This is a genomic window from Pedobacter glucosidilyticus (genome assembly GCF_002483235.1).
In the GTDB taxonomy this organism is placed as follows: Bacteria; Bacteroidota; Bacteroidia; order Sphingobacteriales; family Sphingobacteriaceae; genus Pseudopedobacter; species Pseudopedobacter glucosidilyticum_B.
This window is the reverse complement of the sequence record NZ_DLHN01000006.1, coordinates 62,856-87,380: the sequence shown is the minus strand read 5'-3', so window position 1 is coordinate 87,380 and position 24,525 is coordinate 62,856. Positions and strand designations below refer to the sequence as shown.

At 36.6% G+C, this 24,525-nt stretch carries 20 protein-coding genes and 1 other RNA gene; 9 read left to right on the top strand and 12 right to left on the bottom strand.

Going from position 1 to position 24,525, the window contains the following annotated elements:
• The 6 genes from B2745_RS01100 to B2745_RS01075 all read left to right on the top strand — a co-directional run bounded on the left by B2745_RS01100 (window position 1) and on the right by B2745_RS01075 (window position 4,780).
• Window positions 1-624, top strand: a complete 624-nt coding sequence (locus B2745_RS01100; RefSeq protein ID WP_304062508.1) for an SCO family protein — start codon at window positions 1-3, stop codon at window positions 622-624.
• Window positions 621-1,043: a c-type cytochrome gene (locus tag B2745_RS01095; protein ID WP_304062505.1), complete on the top strand. Its 423-nt coding sequence runs from the start codon at window positions 621-623 to the stop codon at window positions 1,041-1,043. The genes B2745_RS01100 and B2745_RS01095 overlap by 4 nt, the downstream gene beginning before the upstream one ends.
• Window positions 1,044-1,058: 15 nt before the next feature.
• Window positions 1,059-1,459, top strand: an RNA gene (gene rnpB, locus B2745_RS01090) — RNase P RNA component class A.
• A gap of 97 nt (window positions 1,460-1,556) precedes the next feature.
• Complete coding sequence (locus B2745_RS01085; protein WP_304062503.1) at window positions 1,557-2,942, top strand: sigma-54-dependent transcriptional regulator; 1,386 nt, start codon at window positions 1,557-1,559, stop codon at window positions 2,940-2,942.
• 382 nt (window positions 2,943-3,324) lie between these two features.
• Window positions 3,325-3,801, top strand: a complete 477-nt coding sequence (locus tag B2745_RS01080; RefSeq protein ID WP_304062501.1) for a hypothetical protein — start codon at window positions 3,325-3,327, stop codon at window positions 3,799-3,801.
• A gap of 10 nt (window positions 3,802-3,811) precedes the next feature.
• Window positions 3,812-4,780, top strand: a complete 969-nt coding sequence (locus B2745_RS01075) for a sodium-dependent bicarbonate transport family permease (protein ID WP_304062500.1) — start codon at window positions 3,812-3,814, stop codon at window positions 4,778-4,780.
• Between the two features lie 129 nt (window positions 4,781-4,909).
• Here the strand turns inward: B2745_RS01075 and fucP are convergent, their stop codons facing one another.
• From fucP to B2745_RS01015, 12 genes are all read right to left on the bottom strand, one after another.
• Window positions 4,910-6,196 (bottom strand): L-fucose:H+ symporter permease, encoded by a 1,287-nt coding sequence (gene fucP, locus B2745_RS01070; RefSeq protein WP_304062496.1) that lies wholly within the window; start codon window positions 6,194-6,196, stop codon window positions 4,910-4,912.
• Between the two features lies 1 nt (window position 6,197).
• Entirely contained in the window at window positions 6,198-6,644 is a 447-nt protein-coding gene (locus tag B2745_RS01065; protein WP_304062492.1) for a MaoC/PaaZ C-terminal domain-containing protein, read from the bottom strand.
• 104 nt (window positions 6,645-6,748) lie between these two features.
• The gene (locus tag B2745_RS01060; RefSeq protein WP_304062489.1) at window positions 6,749-7,792 is read right to left on the bottom strand and encodes a Gfo/Idh/MocA family protein; all 1,044 of its coding nucleotides are present in this window, start codon (window positions 7,790-7,792) and stop codon (window positions 6,749-6,751) included.
• Window positions 7,793-7,821: 29 nt separating this feature from the next.
• Complete coding sequence (locus B2745_RS01055) at window positions 7,822-9,036, bottom strand: extracellular solute-binding protein (protein ID WP_304062486.1); 1,215 nt, start codon at window positions 9,034-9,036, stop codon at window positions 7,822-7,824.
• Window positions 9,029-10,174 carry a CaiB/BaiF CoA transferase family protein gene (locus B2745_RS01050; RefSeq protein ID WP_304062484.1) on the bottom strand — a complete coding sequence of 382 codons (1,146 nt, stop codon included), beginning with the start codon at window positions 10,172-10,174 and terminating at the stop codon, window positions 9,029-9,031. Before B2745_RS01050 ends, B2745_RS01055 begins: the two co-directional genes overlap by 8 nt.
• Window positions 10,171-11,313, bottom strand: coding sequence for a CaiB/BaiF CoA transferase family protein (locus tag B2745_RS01045; protein ID WP_304062482.1), 1,143 nt, complete (start codon window positions 11,311-11,313; stop codon window positions 10,171-10,173). The genes B2745_RS01050 and B2745_RS01045 overlap by 4 nt, the downstream gene beginning before the upstream one ends.
• 1 nt (window position 11,314) lies before the next feature.
• A complete protein-coding gene (locus B2745_RS01040) occupies window positions 11,315-12,475 on the bottom strand; it encodes an ABC transporter substrate-binding protein (RefSeq protein WP_304062479.1) in 1,161 nt (386 codons plus the stop codon).
• A 28-nt stretch (window positions 12,476-12,503) separates the two neighbouring features.
• The gene (locus tag B2745_RS01035; RefSeq protein WP_304062476.1) at window positions 12,504-15,836 is read right to left on the bottom strand and encodes a glycoside hydrolase family 2 TIM barrel-domain containing protein; all 3,333 of its coding nucleotides are present in this window, start codon (window positions 15,834-15,836) and stop codon (window positions 12,504-12,506) included.
• 10 nt (window positions 15,837-15,846) lie between these two features.
• Window positions 15,847-16,920 carry a mandelate racemase/muconate lactonizing enzyme family protein gene (locus B2745_RS01030; RefSeq protein ID WP_304062473.1) on the bottom strand — a complete coding sequence of 358 codons (1,074 nt, stop codon included), beginning with the start codon at window positions 16,918-16,920 and terminating at the stop codon, window positions 15,847-15,849.
• 7 nt (window positions 16,921-16,927) lie between these two features.
• The gene (locus tag B2745_RS01025; RefSeq protein WP_304062470.1) at window positions 16,928-19,129 is read right to left on the bottom strand and encodes a trehalase family glycosidase; all 2,202 of its coding nucleotides are present in this window, start codon (window positions 19,127-19,129) and stop codon (window positions 16,928-16,930) included.
• Between the two features lie 382 nt (window positions 19,130-19,511).
• The gene (locus tag B2745_RS01020; protein ID WP_304062469.1) at window positions 19,512-20,369 is read right to left on the bottom strand and encodes a bestrophin family protein; all 858 of its coding nucleotides are present in this window, start codon (window positions 20,367-20,369) and stop codon (window positions 19,512-19,514) included.
• A 22-nt stretch (window positions 20,370-20,391) separates the two neighbouring features.
• Complete coding sequence (locus tag B2745_RS01015) at window positions 20,392-20,859, bottom strand: GAF domain-containing protein (protein ID WP_304062465.1); 468 nt, start codon at window positions 20,857-20,859, stop codon at window positions 20,392-20,394.
• Between the two features lie 150 nt (window positions 20,860-21,009).
• On the opposite strand from B2745_RS01015, the gene B2745_RS01010 reads away from it, so the two are divergent.
• The 3 genes from B2745_RS01010 to B2745_RS01000 all read left to right on the top strand — a co-directional run bounded on the left by B2745_RS01010 (window position 21,010) and on the right by B2745_RS01000 (window position 24,345).
• A complete protein-coding gene (locus tag B2745_RS01010) occupies window positions 21,010-23,169 on the top strand; it encodes a S46 family peptidase (RefSeq protein ID WP_414691916.1) in 2,160 nt (719 codons plus the stop codon).
• Window positions 23,170-23,247: 78 nt separating this feature from the next.
• Window positions 23,248-23,940 (top strand): DUF3291 domain-containing protein, encoded by a 693-nt coding sequence (locus B2745_RS01005; protein WP_304062461.1) that lies wholly within the window; start codon window positions 23,248-23,250, stop codon window positions 23,938-23,940.
• Window positions 23,941-24,099: 159 nt separating this feature from the next.
• Window positions 24,100-24,345 (top strand): hypothetical protein, encoded by a 246-nt coding sequence (locus B2745_RS01000; protein ID WP_304062459.1) that lies wholly within the window; start codon window positions 24,100-24,102, stop codon window positions 24,343-24,345.
• Window positions 24,346-24,525 lie beyond the last annotated feature (180 nt).

Sequence of the window (24,525 nt, the reverse complement as noted above, 5' to 3'; positions counted from 1 at the left end):
ATGAAAACCAATATTCTATTAGTTATTTCCTTTTTATTCTTATTGATAAGTTCTTGCAAGCAAAATGATGCTAAACTACCTGTTTTAGGTCATCGTGAGTTGGCTGCTAACGGAAAGGATACGATTTACCAAACCATTCCGGATTTTAATTTATTGAATCAAGACAGTGTTTACATTAATAATGACTCTTTAAAGGATAAAATTTACGTAGCTGATTTTTTCTTTACCTCCTGCCCTTCTATTTGCCCAATTATGAAGAAGCAATTATTGCGTATTCATGATAAGTATAAAGACAATAACCAAGTAGCCATCGTCTCACACACCATCGATCCAAAACATGATAGTGTTCCTGTTTTAAAAAAATATGCTGATAAACTCGGCGTAAGCAGCAAAAAATGGCACTTTTTATATGGTGAAAGAGATGTAATTTACAACATGGCTCGTAATGGTTACATGAATTATGCGGATAGAGATTCTTTAGCTCCGGGAGGTATCAGTCACTCAGGTTATTTCATTTTAGTAGATAAAAATAAACATATAAGAGGCGCTTACGATGGTACAGATGAAAAGCAAGTAAGCCAATTGATGGATGATATGGATGTTTTATTAGCCGAGTATAAATGAGAGCAAAAATTATAAGCTTGATATTTAGTTTACTGATTATCTGCATTTTTTTAAGTGCTTGTAGTGAGGAGGAAGTGAAATATCAACGCTATTATGCAGATGGTTCTCAAATTTATCAGGTACACTGTCAAAACTGCCACATGAAAGACGGAAGCGGCTTGGTAAATGTTATTCCTCCATTAACAGATAGTACTTTTTTAAGAGAAAACCGAAAAGATTTGGCTTGCTATATTGTTTATGGTTTATCAGATACTATTGTGGTAAACGGTGTAACTTACCAAACGCCAATGCCAGCAGAAAAGCATTTAGCAGCTATTGATGTTGCTAAGGTTTTAACTTACATCACCAACTCGTTTGGCAATAAACAAGGCATTTATGATGTTAAGGAAGTAGAAAAAAACATCAATAACTGTAAGTAAAAAGGTTATCTTTACAGGGCAAATCGCTCTATCGCTGTCCCGATTAATATCGGGATGGAGGAAAGTCCGGGCAACACAGAGCATCCTGCTTCCTAACGGGAAGGCACCCCTTAAAGGTGACAGAAAGTGCTACAGAAAATAAACTACTTCCGTTTAACGGGAGAAAAGGTGAAAACGTGAGGTAAGAGCTCACGACTTTGTATGGCGACATACATCGTGGTAAACCTCAGGAGTTGAAAGACCAAATAAACCTTAACCGTCGGGGCTGCTCGTTCCGCTGCGTTTATCGCTATTAAGGAGGGTAGGTCGTTAGATCATAATAGCAATATTATGGCAAGATAAATGATAGAGAATCCTGAAATCCGAAGCAATTTGGATCAGGATGACAGAACCCGGCTTATAGATTTGCTTTTATAACTAATTTCTGATAGTCCTGCTTCCAACGCAGGACTTTTTTTATGCACAATTGTATAGATTAGTATACAATTTTAAACCCAAACGTTAAATACTTGTATGGCAAAAATTTTAATTATTGATGATGAAAGAGCTATCAGAAATACACTAAGAGAAATTTTAGAGTATGAAGATTTTGAAATTGAAGATGTAGACAATGGCGTTGACGGTTTAGACCTTATCAAAAGAAAGAATTATGATTTAGTTCTTTGTGATATTAAGATGAATAGAATGGACGGAATGGAAGTACTGTCTGCAGGTTTAGAAATAAGGCCTGATTTACCTTTCATCATGATATCAGGACATGGAACGGTAGAAACTGCTGTTGAAGCTTCTAAAAAAGGTGCCTTTGATTTTATCTCCAAACCACCAGATTTAAATCGTTTATTAATTACCGTAAGAAATGCTTTAGATAGAGGTTCTTTGGTTACAGAAACCAAAGTATTAAAGCAAAAAGTAAGTAAAACCAAAACCAGAGAAATTTTAGGCGAATCTCCAAGTATCAGTAAAATTAAAGAAACGATAGAAAGAGTTGCTCCTACAGAAGCTCGTGTTTTGGTAACCGGTGCCAATGGAAGCGGTAAAGAACTAGTAGCAAGATGGTTACACGAGAAATCTAACCGGGCTCAAGGTCCTATGGTAGAGGTTAACTGTGCTGCTATCCCATCAGAATTAATAGAATCCGAATTGTTTGGACACGAAAAGGGTTCATTTACATCGGCTGTAAAACAACGTATCGGAAAGTTTGAACAAGCTAATGGGGGTACGCTATTTTTAGATGAAATTGGCGACATGAGTGCATCTGCGCAAGCAAAAGTTTTAAGAGCTTTACAAGAAAGCAAAATTACCAGAGTAGGCGGTGAAAAAGAAATAGATGTTAATGTGAGAGTTGTTGCCGCTACCAATAAAGATTTACTTAAAGAAATTGAAGCCAGTAATTTTAGGATGGACCTTTACCATCGATTAAATGTTATACATATCCATGTACCACCTTTGGCAGAAAGAAAAAGTGATATTCCATTATTATCTGAAACTTTCTGTGAAGAAATTTGCAATGATTATGGGATGCCGGTGAAAAAAATATCAGCTGGAGCTTATGAAGCTCTAAAAAATTTACCCTGGACAGGTAACATACGCGAACTCAGAAATGTGATAGAACGTTTAATTATTTTAAGCGATAAAACCATTACTGAGGATGATGTTAAGGCTTTTTCTAATCCAAGTGGTAGTATTTACGCACCTGATACAACCCATAAATCATCAGGAATAAATTTTGATGAATTTGCAAATTTCCAGGATTATAAAGATTATGCAGAGAAAGAATATATCAAATTTAAGCTAGAAAAAAACAATTGGAACGTTTCTAAAACAGCTGAAGATATTGATATTCAAAGAAGTCATCTTTACTCTAAAATAGAGAAATTTGGTTTAAAAAGAGGCGATTAAATAAGAAATCCAAGCAGATGTATCACATCTCAGGGTTACATTCCCTTCAAATTAAGCTTTTTGTGAATTGTTGATATTTAAAAGAGAGGCGAACTTTTGGAAAGTTCGCCTTTCTAATTAAACCGATTCTAAGCCATTCAACATGCTAATGAAGTGCTTGTAGAATATAAGAATTAGGTGAGTATTTGATCCGCTTAAAATTCACGATTCTTATAAGGTAGTTTCATCTCATCCATCAATAAATCCTATCACTTAGGGTTGTAAATTTTTATTCTCATGATGGTTTCTTACTGCTTTTAAAGCAAAACTATCATAAGTTTTTCTTATCATAAACATATAAAGTATAAATAATAATTTATGAGTTATAAGTTTCAATTTTGGAGTGTCAAAAACTTTAAATATGAAGCAAAAACGCTACGATATTCAAAAATTATTAGCTCCTACCCTTTTTGTTATGATGACAATATTAATTGCTGTGAGTTTTATATCAGATTATTTGTTGAGCAAATTGGCTATAGGGCTAGCCATTATCATATTAGTATGGCTAAGTAAAAATCAAACAGAATTAAATTTAAATCTATCAGCAAAAAAACTTCTAGACAGTAAAAATGATGATTTAGCATTTAAAAGCGCTTTTGGAAATAATTTAGACTGGGGTTTTAATAGTGATGATGATGAAAAACCAAAAAATAACTTTATCCAAAAATCCGCCAAAAATCATAGAAAAAAAGTGCTATTGAAAAAGATGGATGATTATAATTATAAAAAAAATAACCCTGAACAGTATGGTTTAGAAGTAGCACAGCTTGATCATAACGATAGTTATAGCATTGCCAACAAAGCAATTTTCCCTAATTAAACCTTAACCAATGGATTTCCATCTTTTAATTGACAATTTAACAAACCCTGCTCTTTTATTTTTTATTCTTGGAATTGTAGCTGTAAGACTCAAAAGCGATTTAGCCATACCAGACCAAACTTCAAAATTTATCTCTCTTTATTTATTATTTTCTATTGGTTTTAAAGGCGGACAAGAATTAGCGCATAGCGAGTTTTCTATGTCGATTATTTACGCCATAATCTTCGGTATTTGTACTGCCACTGCCATACCTTTTTACACCTTCTTTATCTTAAAGAAAAAGCTTTCTGTATATAATGCTGGAGCTATTGCAGCAGCTTATGGCTCGGTAAGTGCGGTTACTTTTGTAACGGCCGTTTCTTTCTTAGAGATACAAAATATAGGTTTTAATGGCCATATGGTTGCAGTTATGGCATTAATGGAGGCTCCAGCTATTATTATAGGTGTTATTTTGATTAGGATATTTGCTAAAAACGACCCTCTGAAACCACAACAAAGTCTTAGTCAAATTATTAAGCACTCTTTAACCAACGGTAGTGTGCTGCTTATTTTAGGAAGCTTAATTATTGGGCTTTTAGCTAGTGATGAGCAAGCGATGGGTATTAAACCTTTTACTACTGATATTTTCAAAGGCTTTCTAGCAATTTTCTTACTAGATATGGGGATTGTTAGTGGTAAAAAACTACAAGACTTCTTAAATAGCGGTAAATTTACTGTAGTTTTTGCTACCCTTACACCTTTAATAAACGGATTGATTGTGGCTTATTTAAGCAGAATTATTACTCATGAACCTGGCGACAGATTTATTATGGCTGTTTTAGCGGCTAGTGCTTCTTACATAGCGGTACCAGCAGCCATGAAAATTGCAGTCCCTAAAGCTAACCCGGGTATTTTCATCCCGATGGCTTTAGCGGTAACTTTTCCTGTAAATATTACTATTGGGATGCCTGCTTACCTAGCGGTGGTGTTGTGTAGTTAGGTGGTTAGTTGGTTGGGTTGTTAGCTATTTGGAGTTAGATAGATAATACATCAAGGAAAATGAGTTGTTAGTTTAAAGATGATGGTGAAACTAACAACTCAACATTCCTGAATTTTAATTTTAAACTTTCTACGCAACATCACTTTTCTTCCATCCAAAAAATAAGATGATGATGAAACAGCAAAAAGGAATAAGATACCCTATTTGGATATTATCTCCATTATAATCAATAACAGTACCCATGAGATAAGGTAAAATAGCACCTCCAACAATAGACATAATCAGCCATGATGAACCTGGTTTAGTTTCCTCGCCCAAGTTTTTAATGCCTAAAGAAAAAATGGTTGGAAACATGATAGACATTAAAAAGCCAATGATTCCTAAAGCGTAAATCACGAAAATACCTTGCGTAATAACAGCTAACAAGCACATTAGAGCTGCTAATACCGCGTATAATGATAACAGCTTTTGTGCTGTTGTATATTTTAAAAAGAAAGTACCTACAAACCTGCCTGCCATAAACAAGAAACCATAAATAGTTAAATAGTAAGCTGCTGATTTTTCATCTAAACCGGCTCCTTGTTGCGCCATCCTGATAAAAAAACTGGTTACACATACTTGTGCTCCTACATAAAAAAACTGCGCTATTACGGCCCATCTTAAATGACGATGTTTTAAGACAGCAAAAAATCCGGTTTTAGCTTTTTCTTCTTTATTAGGCTTAATTTCTGGGAAATGGATAAAATAAAACAATAATGCCACCAGTATTACAATTATTCCTAAGACTAAATATGGCGTTTTTACTGCTGCTGCTTCAGAGAATAAATAGCTCATTTTTTCACCCTCTGGCATTGCAGCTAACTGGCTGGCTGTATATTCTTTTCCGGATAGGATAAAATTTGCCCCAATAATGGGTGCTACCATAGCAGCCAAGCCGTTAAATGATGCAGCTAGATTTAATCTGGTTGTTGCACCTTCTGGCTCTCCTAAGATGGCGGCATAAGGATTAGCTGCTGTTTCCAATACCGTTAAACCACAACCAATAATAAATAGTGCTATTAAGAAAACACCGTAAGAAAGCGTATTAGCTGCCGGAATAAACAAAAATGCTCCCATTGCAAATACCAATAAACCAATAATCATACTGGCTTTATAGCCGAATTTCCTTAGCATCATCCCGGCAGGGATAGCCATTAAAAAATAGGCTAAGAAAATAGAGGTATCTATTAAAGTAGATTGTCTGTTATTTAACTGACAGGCCTTTTTCAAATGCGGAATCAGGATGGAATCTAAATTATGAGCCATCCCCCATAAAAAGAACAAGCAAATAATTAAAATGAAAGGTAAGAGATACTTTTGCTTTGCACCATCGCTTTGCGCTGATACCACAGGCTGGTTGATTGAATTTGTGTTCATACTACATGGATTTTCTTTTTACCAATAAGATATGATCGCACACTAAAACCACCTCGCCATGTTGGTTAATAACTTCTACATGCTCTGTAACATTACCATATTCGGGCTTTTTAGCATCAGATTTGGCAGAAATGGTAATTTCTGAATGGATGGTATCACCAATAAAAACAGGCTTTATAAATCTTAATCTATCATAACCTTTAGACATGGCCTCTGGATTTATCTCCGAAGCAGTTAAGCCAATACCGATGCTAAATATCATAGTACCATGTGCAATGCGCTGTTTGAAAGGCTGTGTCTTACACCATTCTGCATCCATGTGGTGGGGAAAAAAATCTCCCGTATGCCCAGCATGAACAACAAAATCTGTCTCGGTTATGGTTCTACCTAAGGTTACTCTTTTATCTTCTAATTGGTAATCCTCAAAAAAAATTGATTTGAAATACATGTTATTAGTTGGTTAGGTGGTTAGTTATTAGTTGGTTAGTCCCGATAGCTATCGGGAGTTAGTTGGTTACTGCTTCTGCTTTCTTTCTTAGGACCTTGGACTCCTTACTTCAAACTCACTTCATAAGCCTTTTCTACCAGCATCATGGTTTGGAAAACATCTTCTACGCTGGTGGGTAGAACTTTAGTTTCACCGTTTTTATAGCGCATGAGGCTAGACATAGTTCCGATAAACGCATCAGGAAACCAAGAGCCTTCTAAAATGATGCTTTTCCATTCTGGTGCTTTGCCTTCTTCTAATAAGCAATATTCAAAAACATCGGGTACACCATGAGGATAATCCATTAATAAACCCATTTTAGCTTTAATAGCTCCTTTGGTGCCTTCCCATTTGATAAAACTTTCTTGATGATGAGGTCCAAAATCATGGTCGTGGTTGGTATTAATAACCGAATGCATGGTATCGCCATAATCTAAAATGATGGTTGAGCGAGACGAAGAAAGCTTTTTAGCAGGATGTTTAAGAGTTTTTGCCAGTACTGCTTTGGGCTCTCCTAAAAAAGAGCGCATTAAATCTATATAATGGATGCTGTGGTATTGGATTTCTAAACGAGGATGAACCATCACATGCGGAAATAACTCCCAAGGTGTTTTAACTGTTACCCTTACTTCCATATCGTATAAATCGCCTAAAAAACCTTGTTCTATAAGGTATCTGGCTGCACTTACATAGGGAGCAAAACGTAACTGGCAATTAATAGCGGCTACAAGATTTTTCCTTCTGCAAACTTCTATAATATCTTGTGTTTGCTGATAGTCATCCCCCATAGGCTTTTGTATCAAAACGGCGCTACCATTTGGCAATTGCTCTAATATACCAATATAGCTTTCGGGCATGGTGGTGATATCATACACCGTATGTGCAGGCGCTTTCGCTACTGCATCAGCAACAGAATCATAAACATTTGGAATATGAAATTCTTGTGCCACCTTTATAGCTCTTTCTCTGGTACGATTGGTAATTCCTACTACCTCAAATCCTGCTTTCTGATAAGCGGGTAAATGAGCATCCCTAACAATTCCACCTGCTCCAATGATGATGATGGGTAGCTTTTGTTGAGGCAAAATAGGATGATATTGAATATTCATAATTATTAAATATTTTATTTAATCAAATACTATAAAGTATTGAAATTATTTATTTTATACTGAGCATATTTTAGCAAATCACCTACATCATCAGTTGAACATGCTTTCATAACCAACTCATCTATAAGGCTTGCAATGGCAGACCAATGTTTGCTTTGTGGCAATGTTTTAGCGTGTGTATGCAAGGTTTCTAACTTATGGTAATAAGGGATGATATGATTAATATCTGTATCTTGCCAAGTAGATTTTCTACAACCTATACCACCTTCTAGCGTAAGTAATTTATCTTGTTGGGCTTGTGTAGCATACTTCACAAAAGACAATGCTATATCTTGTTTTTGACTTCCAGCGCCTACTACATACATCCAATATACATTTAAAGAACAAGCTTCTCCGTCGCCTGCTTTTGGTAAGCCTGTAACATCAACTTTGCCTTTAACTTTTGAGCTTTCTGAAACTTCGCAAACAGCAGCAAAGCCAAACCAATTCACCATCATAGCAACCTCTCCACGGGCAAAAGCTTCACCCGCTTGTACCGATTCATAATGAGCTGATTGTGGATGAATAGCCTTCTCGTTTTTTAATAATTCTCTATAAAAATTTAAGCCTGCAGCGGCTTCTGGCGTATTGATCTGGATATTTCGATCAGCATCAAGCAATGCTCCGCCTCTGCTCCATAACTGCAAACAGAAATCAAAAACGGTATTATGCCCATCAGGGAAAGCAGCTACCACAGTACCATATAAATTATCCTCAGGTCTTTGGAAAAACTCCGCTACTTCTATAAAGTCGTCCCAGCTAACTGGTACTTTTAAATCTTTGCCATATAAGCTTTTAAACTTTTGCTGTTCTTCTAGAGATTCAAATAAATCTTTACGGTAGATTAAGCACTGAGGACCATCATGAAAAGGTAAACCCAAGAGCTTACCATCAAATTGTTGAAGTGCTAATAAAGAATTACTCCAAGCATCTAGCTCTTGTTGATTTAACACAGGCTTTATATCCGTAACGGCATCATCATGATAGGCTTCTAATATCCAATCGGTTACTAAATGGGCAGCATCCCATTTTCCATTTTTTAGTCCCTTATTGGTAATTAATTCATGATGCAAATCGGGTAAATCCATTGCGATAAACTCGACCTCTAATTTACAGCCTGTTTCTACACAAAAGCTTTCCCAAATCTTTTGCATACTGCGCTCAAAAGGATCGAACTTTCTTACCGCAAACCTAAATTTACTCATCAGATAACTCCTTTATAATCTTTACATTATCTTGACCTAATGCAGGAGAAGCTTTAGATGAAGTTAATAGCTCGCCATCAATACGAATAGGGCAACGTGTGGTTTTATAAGAGAAGCCATCTAACATGGTAACTTCTTGCAGCATCTCTAAAGCTTTAAAACCATCATGCGCCATCAACCTATCCCAAGTTAAAACATCAGCACACCAAATATCTGCTGGTTCTAGTAGGGATAGCCATTTTTCTGTTGTATTGGTCTTGAGATGCGCAGCCAAAACAGCCTTTATTTCATCTCTTTTATCAAAAGCTTCGGCAGTTTCTTGATAGGCTAATAAGGCATCACAACCTAATAAATTTCCCAAAACGGGTATTTGCCCCATCGCCAAGGCCAACCAACCATTTTGGGTTTGATATATCCCGTAAGGAGCTCCTAAATAAGCATGAGCATTGTTGCTAGCGGTTCTTTGGGGTAATTCACCACCATCTCTATTAAACGTAGTGATGGCTTCAAACTGAAAATCGAAAGCAGTTTCTAACATACTTACTTGGACCAAAGCCCCTACACCGCTGATAGCCTTTTTTACCAAACAAGCCAATAAACCATTCGCTAAGTTTGCCCCAGCCAGCATATCAATGATGGATAAACCCATGGGAACGGGGCCATCATCGGCATCGCCACTTAACCAAGTTAAACCGCTTAAAGATTGTAAGAGTAAATCTTGCCCCGGGTTACCTCGCCAAATACCATCAGTACCATAACCAGATATTTCACCATAAATTACTTGCGGATTTTGGGCTTTCACACTTTCATAATCAAAACCCAATCTTTCCATAACACCGGGTCTGAAATTATGCATCACTACATCAGCTTTGCGTATTAATTTCCAAATCCACTCGCGGTCTTTTTCATCTTTAATATCTACAGCAAAGCTTTCTTTGTTTCTGTTAATAGCATGAAAAACAGAAGACTCTCCGTTTAAAATAACGTTAGAAGTGTATAAATGCCTACAAATATCACCTGTTTCTGGTCGTTCTATTTTGATAACCCTAGCGCCTAAATCAGCCAAGCGTAAGCTCGCCGATGGACCAGAAAGAAACTGACTAAAGTCTACAACTAAATAATCTTTTAAAGGCATCATAAGTTAAATTCCTGATTGATAGCTACCGTATGCGCCCCTGCTTTAGGTGCTGCTTTTGCTGAAAATAGTTTCTGACGATTGATTTGGATGGGACTTCTTGTGCTGGTAAGCTGTGTACCATCAGGCAGGTTAAGCTGCTGTTGCATATCCAGAATCTTGTAAGCTTCGTGGTTTAAAATTTCCTGATAATTATAAACTCTTGAACACCATATTTTTTGCTCTTCTAGGATAAAAATCCAAGTATCGGTTTCTTTTTTAATAAGCTGCTGAGCAATTAAGGTGTTGATCTCATCTCTCTTGCTAAACCAGTCGGCTTTGTTGCTGTAGGCAGATAAATCTACATCTAAAACCTCACCAAGATGAATTAAATTACCCATAGCTAAAGTGATGTAGCTATCGGCCGTTTGGTAAATCCCGTAAGGAGCGCTTAAATAGGCATGTCCGTTACCTTTAACTAAGCTTCTATCAGGTAGTTTACCTCCATCATTTAAATAACTTGTTAAAACTTCAAACTGTACATCTAGGATAGATTCCATTAAACTTACCTCTACCAAAGCACCTGTTTGGGTTTTAGCTCTCCTGATTAAAGCCGCCAAAATCCCTTGACAGAGATGAGCGCCGCAAACCATATCGGCAACGGCCAAACCAAAAGGAACAGGGCCTTTTTGTTTAGTACCAGATAGCCAGGTTAAACCCGATAAAGACTGTATTAGTAAATCTTGTCCCGGCTTATTGGCCCAAGGACCTTTATTTCCGTAACCTGTTACAATAGCGTAAATAACTTTAGGATTAAGCTTTTTTACCTGCTCATAAGCTAATCCTATTTTTTCCATTACACCCGGACGAAAATTATGGGTGATGATATCAGCCTTTTGGATAAGCTTTTTGATACGTTCTAAATCTTCAGGATTTTTTAAATCGGCAGCGTAAGACTCTTTATTGCGGTTAATGGTATGAAAAACCAAGCTATCACCATCAATAAACAAGTTTTTAATAGCAATTTGCCTTCCCGCCTCTCCTTTCACAGGGCGTTCTATTTTGATAACCCGAGCACCTAAATCGGCCAGTTTTAAACCTGCTGAAGGTGCGGCCATAAACTGAGCAAATTCTAACACCAATAATCCCTCTAATGGTTTCATATTAAGCCGTTTCCAGATTTTTAGATTGGATATACAATTGATTTAAAGCCTCTAGAACAGCATTTTCATCTCCGCCTTTTAGCAAATAATCTCTTACAATATCTCCTGCATGGTCTTGAAAATACATGTGCCCTTGATAACGTGGCCTTAAATAAGCCCTTTGTAAGGTTGGCAAGGTATTTTTGAAATATTGATGAGATACAGCATTGGTATGCTCACTTTCCCACGCTTTTAAATGTCCTGGCTGCCCTCCGTTATCAAAAAACAAGAATTCCTGTGTATGAGGTTGAGCGGTAAACTCGGCATATTTAACCGCTTCTTGAATGTATTTAGATGAGGATGAAACTGCCAAGCCTGTACCGCCTAAAGAAGTAATTAAGTGACCAAAATTTTCTACCTCAACCGTATCATGAAAATGCAGTAAGTTGGCTGCATAGCCATTTCTAGCATAGTTAGAATAGCCATAAGCAAAAGGACAATAAGCTATTTGGTTGGTATTTACCATTGTTTCGTAAACCTGAATAGGGTTTTTATCAAAGAAAGAACGGTCTATCCTATCGCTTAAACTTTTAAATAATTGTAAGGCTTTAATACCTGTTTTTGGACTGATGACAACATCATCCTGCAAGCATGGATTTTCGCCCAAGGTGGCACAAAAACCATAAAAAGCCATTAAAACATCAATTGGGATAAGTGCACAAGCTACCAAACCTTTATCGGCTAAAGCCAAAACATCATCAAAAGTTTTAGGTAAACTTAAACCTTGTTGCGCCAATAAATCTAGCCTGCTTGATGCCACTGGCGTTGCCGCATCAATGGCTAAAGCCCATTGGTTATTATTAAAATTATAACTTTCATGAGAGCGGCCAACCGAGTTTTCTTCTTGGTCTTTGATAAAAGCAGCAGGCAGATACTCATCTAAAGGAAGGATAGATTTTGTACCGGCAGCAAAACCCGCCCAAGGATGATCAATCACCAATAAATCGTATTTTTCTGCTAATTGCTGGATAGACATATCTGCAAACTGCTGTAAAGAACGTTTTTCCCAGATGATATCTACCTCTGGGTAAAGCTCTGTAAAACGTTGTGCCGTTGCTACCACAGAGGTAAAGCCTCTGCTATGATTCCAAGTTATTCCTTTTAATATTTTCTTTGTGGACATGTTATTTCTACTATTTCTTTGGGCTTAACTAAAAAATCAACTTTTTAGCCAATGCACCTTCTTTTTCTTTTAATGCTATTGTTGGATATAAATAAAAGCTGTATTGATAGTTTTTAGCCTTGTTTTGATATTGCGCTAAAGGCTGAGAAACATCAGACCAGGTATCATTTCCGCCAACGCCCATTTGTATCAAATCTATATTTAGGGTAATAAAACCAGCGTCTTTTAACTTATGCCAATGTTTAGTTTCTGATATGTTTTTCTCTGTAAAAGGCCAAGCGCTCATGCTCAATAAACTATCGGCTACCACCATTAAACCTTGCCCTTTATTGTTATTGAGGAACATCCAACGTACATCAGTCCTGTTACCGTTTTCTTGCGGATATACATAAGGCTCCATAAATTGAGTTAAGGGTTGACTGTAAATGGCTGCATCAAAACCGTAGCGCCTATCTACATAATTTTCTAGCTCGCCACGGCCATACCATTTGATTTGGCTATAATCACGAGCGGTTGCCGTTTGCATACCAATTTTTGGGATGTTAGGCAGTGCCGGATGCGCTTCTAAAGCATAATCTACTTTAATAACACCATCTCCATTGATGCTGTATAAAACGTTTACTTTTGCGCTATCCTGAATTAAGCTATAGGTACTTTTTATTTTGATGATATTACTTACTGTTTGATCTAAACTGGTAGCTATTAATTTAATTTCACTCTCGTACCAAGGTTTAAGTTTTTTTGTTGGTTTCCAACCGCGACGGTCGTTATCTGTTTGAGGGCGAGTGAAATCTGGCAGTAAAGGTTGGAAAACTTGCTCCTTCCCTGCCATTACATAAGAAACTAAAGCGCCATTAGTCTTATTGAATTTAGCTGTGAACGTTTTACCTTTCAGCTGGAACTCTTGTGAGTTTTCTTCAACAGTGATGTTAGCATAGTTACGCTTATACATTCTATGCTCGGCCAATCCTGTTAAAGCAAACTGGTTATTAGCTATTTCATGACCTTTTTTTGCCCAAATCTCATCTTTAGTAAGGGTGAAATGTATATCAGCTAAATACTCGCTACCTGCTTTAAAACTTGGTAAATATTTAGAAATGTTGATTTCTGTTTCTTTACCTGCTTCCAGATTCAAACTTGGCAAAAGCTTATTCGTAATGATTTCGCCATCTTCTCTGATGATAAGATGAATGCTATAATCTGCTAATGATTTACTAGCATGGCGATTTTGGACTTTTAAAACACCTTTTTTTGTATCTATTAAAGTTGTTTCTACAGGCTGGTAAATTCTTTTACATTCATAAATAGCGGCTTTTGGTCTTCCGGTAGCATCAACAATGCCGTTTAAACTGAAGTTTCCACTATGACTTTTCTCACCAAAATCTCCGCCATAAGCTAAAAATTCAACTCCTGTAGAATCTTTTTTATATAAGCCTTGGTCTTTATAATCCCAGATAAAACCACCTATTAAACGTGGGTGACTTCTAAAGATGTCCCAAAACTCTTTCATATTGCCTGTAGAATTGCCCATAGAGTGCGAGTATTCTACAAAAAGAATTGGTCTTTTGTCTCCGTTTTGCTGATTAAGCAAAAGCTCTGGCGTATAAACTCCAGGGTAAAACCTGCTCACCATATCTACATAATATTGGTCTACGGGGTTTTGCAAACGGTGCGAATGGTCGTTAGTTTTAGGATAACGCGGATCACCAAGTTCTACGTAACCCTCCTCTGCATGGCTTCCCATAGCTGGCTCGTAATGCACTGGCCTGGTAATGTCAAAATCATGCAACCAAGCGGCCATAGCAGCGGTACTTGGGCCTCTCCCAGCTTCATTTCCTAAGCTCCACATAATGATTGAAGGATGATTTTTATCGCGGTAAGCCATTCTGGTAACACGCTCTAAATGTGCAGCCACCCAAGCTTGGTCATTAGCCAATTTACCTCCCAAACCATGAGTTTCGTAATTGGCTTCATCCATCACTAAAATACCATATTCATCACATAACTCATAAAAATAAGGGTCGTTTGGATAATGGCTTGTTCTGATGGCGTTAAAGTTGAATTGCTTCAGTTGCTGTACATCTCTTTTAATATCCTCACGCGTAAGCGCTTTACCCCTTCTTGGATCATGATCATGGCGATTTACCCCATACAACAAGGTTTCTTTACCATTAATGAGTAATTTACTATTGGTTTTAGAAAACTCTACACTTCTGAAACCTACTTTACAGCTTTTAGCTTCTAAGAGTTTGCCATTTTTATCAAGCAAAGAAATAACAAGGGTGTATAAATTTGGCGTTTCATCGCTCCATTTTAAGGGATTTTTAACTTCTGCTTCTAATAAGCCAAATTTCACATTATCTAAACGTGGGTAAGCCTCGTTAATGATAGACTCTGCACTACGTTCTAAAGCTTTATGAAACACAGGCTGCTTTTGCTGATTGTAAAGCTGTGCTTTGAGGATGTAACCATCCGGGGCAACACCGGTAAAATTATCTAAACGTGGTCTTAAGCTAAATTTTGCATCCTGATAATTTTTATCCAGTTTAACTTGATAATGAAAATCGGCAATACGGATTTTAGGTTCTGCCAATAACATCACTTCACGTTGTATACCACTCATTCTCCAATGGTCTTGGTCTTCCAGATAAGCGCCATCGCTCCAGCGAATAACTTGAACAGAAATGATATTTTCGCCACTTTTCAAATAAGGTGTGGCGTTAAATTCTGATGGTAAGCAACTATCCTCTGCATAACCTAAAAATTTACCGTTTAGCCAAACTTTAAAAGCCGAACTTACCCCACCAAAATGCAGGGTGATATTCATGTCTTGCCAGTTTTGTGGCAAAGTAAAAGTTTTTTGAAAAGAGCCAACAGCATTGTAATCTCTAGGTACACGTGGCGGGTCTACCGGACGAAACGGATATACCGCACTTTTATAAATCGGGATATCATAACCTTTTAATTCCCAATTGGATGGAACTTCTATTTTATCCCAATTTTGCACCCTTTGTTTATAAAAATCCTGAGGAGCATCGGTGGGTTTAAAAGCAAATTTAAAATCCCATTCGCCATTAAGCAGTAACATTCTAGATTTCTCTCTCTTACCTTCCAAAGCATCGGCTTCGCTGGCATAAGAATAAGCGGTAGCTCTAGCAGCATCACGGTTGATACTGGTAATTTCTGGCTGTTCCCAAGGTTCGGCATTAAAAATACTTGGTACAGGCGGTACTGTGGCTGGCAAACCATCAACTGTTTGTGCTTGCGCTTGGCAAAAAGCAAGAGCAAACAAAACTAAAGCTAAAGAAACTCGCTTCATACATGGATGAGGTATGTTAAATTTATGTTTTTGATCATTCATATAAGATTTTTTATACCTGTCTTAAGTATTCGTCTTTAAATTTAAAGCCCCAGCCCGGTGTTTGATGAGGTGTTGCCATACCGTCTTTTATTTCCAGAGGATGATCAATAAGCGTATCTATCCAATCAAAAGACTCGGCACCAGCACCATTAGAAATGGTACATAGCAAAGGGATATCGTAATCTTTATAGTAATGTGGTAAAACACGTACATTAAAACTTGCTGCAAGTGCAGCGCTATTTCTCCAGGCTTCTACCCCGCCTAATCTTAAAATATCGGGCTGCCAAATATCAATAGCATTTCTTTGTAAAAGCTCTCTTAAAGGGGTTAAAGAATATTCACGCTCACCCATGGCAATAGATATACCTGCTTGGTTTCTCAACAACTCAAAACCTTGATAATCATCATGTAAAATAGGCTCTTCAAACCAATTGATATGCAAGCTTTTGGCGGCTTGAGCGAGTTGTAAAGCATTAGCCACATTCATTCCTTGGTTAGCATCCATCATGATATTGATTTCATTCCCAACAGCTTCTCTAACCAATCTTAAGCGTTCTAAATCTTCTTTCCAATCTGGTTTACCTACCTTTATTTTAACTGCTTTAAATCCTCTATTTTTATATTGAGTAACTTCATCAATCAGCTCATCTGGCGTATAAGAAATCCAACCGCCACTACCATAAATAGGAATTTGTCTTTTTGATGCGCCTAAAACTTTCCAAACAGGCTGCCCCAATATCTTAGCCCAAGCATCCCACATGGCAATATTAAAAGCACCCTGTGCCCATCTGTTTAAGCCCTCCATACCAAAATATTCATTGGCATGGTTAAGTTTATCGAAAACCTTTACAGTATCATAAACCTCCTCGCCAATAAGCAATTCTCCGGCATCTTTTATAGCCCCAACAATAGCTTGAGGGTTGTATTGAAAACTTAACAGATAAGATTCACCAATGACACCATTTTTAAGCCTGATACGTAAAACGATAAAAGAAATCTCTGTTAAAGTATGGGTAGCATCTGCTATGGGTTTCTCTAGTTTAGCCTTTGCCGTAAAAACAGCATAGCTTTTAATGGAATGCATGCTTAAATTATAATTTGTATTTAATGTTATATTCTTTATTTGATGGGATGCTTAACTCGTAATAGTTTTGCCCAATTTGCTTAACGCTGATGCCTTTTGCCTGAGGTTTGATTTTACTTTTCAGGCGTAAAGTTCCTGTACCGCTATCTGCTTTGATTTTTATTGCTGATGTTGAGCAGTATAAACTGATATCGCCATTAGGTGTTGGTACAGTTCCTTGCATCCATTGTAAACCACCCAAATGTGGTTCTACCAAATATTGCTGATAACCTGCTGATAATGGTTTTACACCCAAATAATACTTACCTAGAAGGTAAACCGGACTAGCGCCCCAAGAGTGGCAAAGGCTTTTACCAAAATCGCGGCCGTACATAGCATAATGCTCAGTATCTTTTTTGCTAGGATTGTATTCTTCCCAAAATGAAGTAGCGCCTAGTTTTAACATACCACCCCAATAGTTTTTCATCTCTTTCATCACATAATCATGCTCGCCCATAGCACATAAAGCTTCTAGCTCGTAAAAGCGCATATAAGGCGTCATAATTTTCTGGATTTTATCATTCAGCAAGACATTTTTCTTTACTCCTTCTTTTTGCTGAGCGTTTAAATAATCAAAGAAAATAGCAAACATATTGGCATAACGAGTCACATTTTCTGTTTGCTTACCATTTATCCTACTGTGTACAATAGCTTGTTTATCCTCATTCCAGTAATTATCAAAAAACTTGGTTTTAAGTTGTGCTGCTTCACTTTTATAATAGGCTGAGGATTTGCTATCGACAGCTAAATCCGCACATAAAGCGATGGTTTCTAAGCTTCTGCATAAAAGCAATTGCTCAAAACTTACTTCGCCTTGTTTGCTCAAACCATCGGCCCAGTCTATAAAAATCCAGTCGCCAGAAAGTCCTTGCATAAAGCCGTTTTGGTTTCTACGCTGTAAGCAGAAATCCATTAAGGTTTTCATTTTAGGATATACTAAATTGATAAATTGCTTATCGCCTGTGTACTGGTAATAGTCTTGAATGCTTAAGAACCAATAAAAAGTATAATCCATAATGGTATTGATATGGCTAGTCACCGGGTCTTTACCTCTTAACGCTAAAATGGTTCTTCTCACGCTAGCTTCATCAAAAGCCAGATAATAATTCATTAAATAACTTTGGTAAGCATCGCCACTCCATATCCATCGGTCACGTTTAATGCCATCAATAAAAAATTCACGTGTGGTAAGCTCCATGGTGTATTTAGAAACTTCCCATATTTTATTTAACTCGGCATCCGAAGAATTAAAAGTGCCTCTATCTTTCACCGGTAAGTATTCATAAAGCATAGAAACCGAGTCGAGTTTCAGGCCTGCATCTGTTTCTACCTGTACATATCTAAAAGCTTTAGAAAGTTCTAAAGTAGAGTCTTGAGCTTTAGCAAGATTAACATCTATAAAATCAAAGGTTTCGCATTTTAACGGACTTAAAGCTTCTTCTTTAGATTCGCCATAGAATATCCTGACTTGTCCGTTTCCTTTTAAACCATGTAGTTTGATAAATCCGAAAGTTTCTTCACCGAAATCAATCAGTCTAGAAGAAGCTTTAACCTCAGTATTAATGGCAGGCTTAGCTTTGGTGCTAAGCTTAAAAGCTGATGGTTTTTGTGATGGCGAGTTAAAATTCCATGTTCCGGCATTTACATAAGTTGTACCAGAAGCATCAGAAGCTTTGCCAGTTTCATCTATCCATTCTTTATCCTCAAAAGTTGCTAACCAAGTAGCATCAGTCTTTACGGTTTTCCCGTTGATATAGATAGCAGGAACCCTATCTTGTGTATAAACTTTAATATTGATTTTCTGTTTTCCGGCAGCTAATTGTAGCTTTTTAGGATAACCAGAAAGCATTTTCCCATTGATTTTAACATTATACTGCCCTTCTGTAAATAGCTCTACTTCTTCTGGCTGTGTAAGGTTAAATTCTTTATGAAATTCTACCAAAACATAATGGCTATCCATACGCCAGAAAGGTGGAAAGAAAGTACCACGCTCTGTTCTTCTGTTTTGCATTTGGTTGCTTAACCAAACTTCAAAATCTCCGGGATACCATATCCATGTGGCTTGTGTAGCTTTATTTTGGGCTTTTAACTCGGGAATAAATACGAAAACACTTAATATCCATACCGATACAAAACAGCTTAAAAAAAATCTTTTGTAGAAAATTTGCATAGCTTAACATATAAATAGGTGTTAACCAATTCTTTAACACACTAAAGGTTTATAAGTTAAAGCTATCAACTAAAGCAAACGCTTTTCTGCACTATTTTTTCAAGCTATTGTATGATGTTAGCATGAGAGTTTTAAAGTAAAAAGTTCATAACTTATAAATTCAAAAGGAAAAATTAAAAATTCAAAACCAAATCAATCTTCTGAGCTGAAAGCTTAATTAATTAATCATTCAATCCATCAAAAATCAATAAATAAAAAAGATTGCTTCTTCGTTCCTCATCGCAAAAAAATCAATCAAAAATCAATCAATCTTCTGAGCTGAAAGCAAAAAAAAGCTTAATCAATCAATCAAAAATCAATCAATATTAAAAAAAAACAACTCTTACTCTAAAATCTCACCAACATGTTTTTTAATATTGGCACAAATGGCATCAAGGGGTAAATCGTTGGCATCTGTACCAAAAGGATTTTCTATTTCTTCTGCGATAAGCTCTAAACTGGCAAAGGCATATAAGATAAAAACCACTACCGGGATGATGTAATAACCTAAGCTGAAAACCCAACCGAAGGGTAAAGTCATCACAAAAAAGAAAATAAACTTTTTGATAAAAACACTATAGGAAAAAGGTATTGGGGTATTTTTAATTCTTTCACAAGCACCGCAAATATCTGTAAAAGACATTGCTTCGCTATTTAAAATTAACAATTGCTCTGCTGATAGTTTTTGCTCTTGATGCAGTTTAAAAAGCCTATCATAAATTGCATTTGCTATTTGGTTGGGTAAATGCTTCTCTTTATGTAAATCTAACACAGGGTCTGCGTCGTGGTAATCTTCATTCTCTCTTAAATGGCTTTTAAGAGCAAAGGCATAATTAGGAATCATATTATTAAAAAACTTCCTATCATCGGTAGTTAAAAAAGCCTTTAATTTGATGGCAAAATTTCTAGAATTATTGGTTAAAGCACCCCATTGTTTTCTACCTTCCCACCACCTATCATAAGCCGTATTGGTTCTAAAAACCAACAAAAGTGAAATCACAAAGCCTAACATGCTATGCATTAAGCTTAGATTTTTCACATGACTACTTTCTGATAGCTGCCAATATTCTAGTTCTAGGTAAGCTACCAAACCAGCATAAATACTCACAGCCAGCATCAAAGGTAAAAGCTTCCTAAAAGTATCTGCTTTATGTACCTGAAAAATAAAAGTGAACCACTCTTTAGGATTGTAATTAATCATGAATCAGCTTTGTTGATATTTTCTATAATAAGTTGATGATTTTCTCTAACCACAATTTATCTTGCTCATCAAACGCAGCTAAAGTATCGCTATCTACATCTAACACGCCCCAAACAACATCCTTTTTAATCAAAGGAACTACAATTTCTGATTTTGATAAACTGCTACAAGCGATATGTCCAGGGAAAGCATCCACATCTTCAACAATAAGTGTTTTAGCTTGTGCCCATGATGTTCCACAAACGCCTCTGCCCTTTTGTATTCGCGTACAAGCCACCGGACCTTGAAACGGACCTAAAACCAACTCTTCATCTTTAACTAAATAAAAGCCTACCCAAAACCAATTAAACTGTTCTTTTAGCGCTGCCGCGATATTCGCCAGATTTGCAATCACATCGGTCTCGCCCCTTAATAATGCTTCTATCTGTGGGTAAATAGATTGATATTGCTCTTCTTTACGTCCTTTAACAATTTTTAAATCCTCTGCCATAGCACAAAAATAACATTGCCTCTTGTTAAAGCGTTTAAAAATCCTAAATAAAATAGAGCCTTTTTACAATTGTAACAGAATTAATAAATGCTTTTAAGCCTATTTTACTTAATTTTCTCCATCTCACGTTTATAATTTTTTATCATGATGATAGCTAAAAAAGTCCTTTTTACATTTTCATTAAGTGCTTTAGCCTTAGGAAACATCAGCACCAAACCTTTTGATGAAGGTATGTTTCCGCTAAGCGAGGTTTCTAAACTAGACCTACAAAAAGCCGGATTAAAAATCCCGCAAAAAGAAATCTATAACCCCGATAGTACCAGCTTGATAGACGCTTTAGTTAACGTTGGCGGTTGTACAGGTTCTTTTGTTTCTGAGAACGGATTAATCATTACCAACCACCACTGCGCTTTCTCTGCTGTACAGCTAGCAAGTACTGCCGAGAATGATTATTTAACCCATGGTTTTGTTGCCAACAAACCTGAACAAGAAATTGAAGCAAAAGGCTTAACCTGCCGTATTACAGATTCTTATGAAAACGTATCTGAAGAAATATTAACAGCCGTTAGCGGTGTTGATGATGTATCGGAACGCCAGAAAATTATTCAGGAAAAAATCAGAATTATAGAAGCCAGAACAGAAGCTGCAGATAAAAGTATTGATGCTGAAGTGTCTGAAATGTTTATCGGCAAAAGCTATGTTTTGTTCAAATATAAAATCATTAGGGATGTTAGATTGGTTTACATCCCCAAGCAAAATGTGGGCGAATTTGGTGGTGAAACCGATAATTGGGTTTGGCCAAGACATACTGGCGATTTCTCATTCATGAGGGCTTATGTTGCTCCTGATGGTAGTGCTGCTAGTTACGCTAAAGAAAACGTTCCTTACAAGCCTAAAAAGTATCTTAAAATAAATGCTAACGGCGTTAAAGATGGTGATTTTACCTTCATGCTGGGTTATCCTGGCAGAACATTCAGACATCGTCCGGCTCAGTTCATCGCCTACCAACAAAACTATCAATTGCCTTATACGGCCGATTTATACGAGTTCCAAAATAAAACCATGGAAGAAATTGGGAAAGATAAAGGACGTACCACAGAGCTTAAATTAGCAACACGTATAAAGCGTAATGCCAACGTTTTAAAGAATTATCGCGGTAAGTTGAAAGGCCTAAACAACATTGAACTGTTAAAGCAAAAACAAGAAGAAGACAATCAATTGGTAAGCTATATCAACCAAAATGCCGATTTGAAAAAGCTTTATGGTAATTTGATGTATGAGATAGATGACATTTACAAACAAATTAACAATAGCGCTTACCAAGAGTTATGGTATGCTCAGGTTTATGGTTCAAGTAATTTGTTAAGGGTAGCAGCACAGATTAATGCTTTTAAAGATGCCTTATTAAAACAGCCTTTGGATAAACGAGAGACTTTATATCAGGCTAACCTTCCTCGTTTAGAAAAAGCTATCTCCAGTTTATATGATTCTTATGATTTAGATGTTGATAAAAAACTACTAAATAATATGTTAGAAAGAGCATCTAAACTTCCACTTAACCAAAAAATTGCTGTTATAGATAAGCATACCCGTGGCTTTAATAGTTCAGAACAAGCTCAAAAATTCATCAATAACCTGTTTGCTCATAGCCGATTAAGTAATGAAAACTTCACCAAAACCTTAATCAAAGACATGAAGCAGTTGGTGGTTTATCATGATCCATTCCTAAGTTTTGAGCAAGAGCTTTCTAAAGAAATAGCTTTAAAAAAGCTTAGCCAAGATAAAAGAGAAGCTAAGCTGAGCAAACTCATGGCTGATTATGTGACGGTTAAAGAACAATACTTACAAAAGAACTTCATCCCAGATGCCAACAGCACTTTACGTTTAACTTATGGTCACATTAAAGGCTTCTCTCCTGTGGATGGCAGCTATATGCTTCCGTTTACCAGCATCAAAGGAATTATAGAAAAAGGAAGAAGCGGAAATGTAGATTATCAATACCCAGAACAAATTAAAACCTTATGGGAGCAGAAAGACTTCGGTTCTTTTAAAATGGCCGAGTTAAACGATGTTCCGGTATGTTTCTTATACGATATGGATACGACTGGTGGTAATTCTGGTTCTCCGGTTTTAAACGCTTATGGCGAGCTTATTGGTGTAAACTTCGATAGAGCTTATGAAGCTACCATTAATGATTACGCTTGGAACGAAAACTACAGTCGCTCTATTGGTGTAGATATCCGTTATGTACTTTGGGTGGCATCAAAAATTGATAAAGCAAGCGGCGTACTGAAAGAATTAGGTGTGTAAAGCGCATTAATTCTTAACATTCAAAAACTTATCAACTTTACATCATGGTTGGCTTTAAATTCCCGAAATTAGCCAACCATGATTGTTTCTATCACTATTGTAAGATACCCTAAACGCTATATCCCATTAGCTTTTTTCGCTATGGCGATACACCGCTTCCCGCTCTGGATAAACAAAGCATGTACATTTTGGAAGTTGATGGGCTGCGGTAAAAATGGCACTTTTGATATTCATCCAGATTACCAACAATGGGGCTTATTTGCTGTTTGGTACCATGAAGATGATTTCAGAAAATTTCAAAACAACTCTTTCATAGCCAAATGGTGGCAAAAATTCACGACAGAGCAGTGGACTGTTTTATGTGAGCCTGTTGAAGCACATGGCAAATGGGATGGCCAAGAACCTTTTGGCAAACCCAAAATAAAAGGCCATGAAGGTATGGTGGGCGTACTTACAAGAGCAACCATAAGACCATCAAGACTTAAAAATTTCTGGGCTAATGTACCTAAGGTATCCGCTATCATGAATAGCTCTCAAGGTTTTATTACTTCTGTTGGTATTGGTGAAGCTCCTTTCATTAGACAGGCTACCTTTTCGGTATGGAATTCTTTAGAAGATGTCAAAAAATTCGCTTATCGCGATAAAGAACACGCTGATGTTGTAAAGCTTACCCGTAGCGAAGATTGGTACAGCGAGGAGCTTTTCGCCCGCTTTAGAATCATCAGTAGCGAAGGCACTTTGATGGGGAAAAATCCAGTGAAGATTGATTGATTTTTTATTTATTGATTTTTGATGGATTGAATGATTGATTTATTAAGCTTTTCGCCTTTTGCATTAAGCTTTCAGCTCAGAAGATTGATTGGGTTTCGATTTTTGAATTTTTCCTTTTGAATTTATAAGTTTTAAATTTTTATTTAACCAAACACCCTTATGCGAGTAGTAGCAGAATTACCACATCCGGATTGTAAGATTACCATCTTTTCTATGAATATGAAGTACATCATCAAATTTGAACAAGGTACTTTAGAGCAAACCTATAAGCTTTCTGAAATGGATTTAATTAACGGCGTTGATAGCGTTTTCGAAATCTTAGATGAAGACTTCATCAAGCAGGTGAGCGCCAGATTTCAAGACATGAGAGCCGATTTTATGACTGCTTGGAAAAAGTATAACTAGCACTTCATACAAAACATATAAAATCCTATAAAATAGATAGTTACATTATAAAAACACCTTAAACAGAATATAATTTTGTAAGGACAAATAAAAACATACTTAAAATATCTATCAACCAAAATAAAAGAATTAGATAAAATTTATAAAATACTGTTAAACAATTTATTAAGTACTATTAAA

What these genes read in the sequence shown, in the direction of transcription:
- B2745_RS01030 (WP_304062473.1), bottom strand. Translation starts at nt 16,920, where the DNA reads ATGCATTCCATTAAAAGCTATGCTGTTTTTACGGCAAAGGCTAAACTA.
- B2745_RS01100 (WP_304062508.1), top strand. Translation starts at nt 1, where the DNA reads ATGAAAACCAATATTCTATTAGTTATTTCCTTTTTATTCTTATTGATA.
- B2745_RS01000 (WP_304062459.1), top strand. Translation starts at nt 24,100, where the DNA reads ATGCGAGTAGTAGCAGAATTACCACATCCGGATTGTAAGATTACCATC.
- B2745_RS01020 (WP_304062469.1), bottom strand. Translation starts at nt 20,369, where the DNA reads ATGATTAATTACAATCCTAAAGAGTGGTTCACTTTTATTTTTCAGGTA.
- B2745_RS01075 (WP_304062500.1), top strand. Translation starts at nt 3,812, where the DNA reads ATGGATTTCCATCTTTTAATTGACAATTTAACAAACCCTGCTCTTTTA.
- B2745_RS01005 (WP_304062461.1), top strand. Translation starts at nt 23,248, where the DNA reads ATGATTGTTTCTATCACTATTGTAAGATACCCTAAACGCTATATCCCA.
- B2745_RS01095 (WP_304062505.1), top strand. Translation starts at nt 621, where the DNA reads ATGAGAGCAAAAATTATAAGCTTGATATTTAGTTTACTGATTATCTGC.
- B2745_RS01015 (WP_304062465.1), bottom strand. Translation starts at nt 20,859, where the DNA reads ATGGCAGAGGATTTAAAAATTGTTAAAGGACGTAAAGAAGAGCAATAT.
- B2745_RS01035 (WP_304062476.1), bottom strand. Translation starts at nt 15,836, where the DNA reads ATGAATGATCAAAAACATAAATTTAACATACCTCATCCATGTATGAAG.
- B2745_RS01055 (WP_304062486.1), bottom strand. Translation starts at nt 9,036, where the DNA reads ATGAGTAAATTTAGGTTTGCGGTAAGAAAGTTCGATCCTTTTGAGCGC.
- B2745_RS01060 (WP_304062489.1), bottom strand. Translation starts at nt 7,792, where the DNA reads ATGAATATTCAATATCATCCTATTTTGCCTCAACAAAAGCTACCCATC.
- B2745_RS01065 (WP_304062492.1), bottom strand. Translation starts at nt 6,644, where the DNA reads ATGTATTTCAAATCAATTTTTTTTGAGGATTACCAATTAGAAGATAAA.
- B2745_RS01045 (WP_304062482.1), bottom strand. Translation starts at nt 11,313, where the DNA reads ATGAAACCATTAGAGGGATTATTGGTGTTAGAATTTGCTCAGTTTATG.
- B2745_RS01025 (WP_304062470.1), bottom strand. Translation starts at nt 19,129, where the DNA reads ATGCAAATTTTCTACAAAAGATTTTTTTTAAGCTGTTTTGTATCGGTA.
- B2745_RS01040 (WP_304062479.1), bottom strand. Translation starts at nt 12,475, where the DNA reads ATGTCCACAAAGAAAATATTAAAAGGAATAACTTGGAATCATAGCAGA.
- B2745_RS01085 (WP_304062503.1), top strand. Translation starts at nt 1,557, where the DNA reads ATGGCAAAAATTTTAATTATTGATGATGAAAGAGCTATCAGAAATACA.
- fucP (WP_304062496.1), bottom strand. Translation starts at nt 6,196, where the DNA reads ATGAACACAAATTCAATCAACCAGCCTGTGGTATCAGCGCAAAGCGAT.
- B2745_RS01050 (WP_304062484.1), bottom strand. Translation starts at nt 10,174, where the DNA reads ATGATGCCTTTAAAAGATTATTTAGTTGTAGACTTTAGTCAGTTTCTT.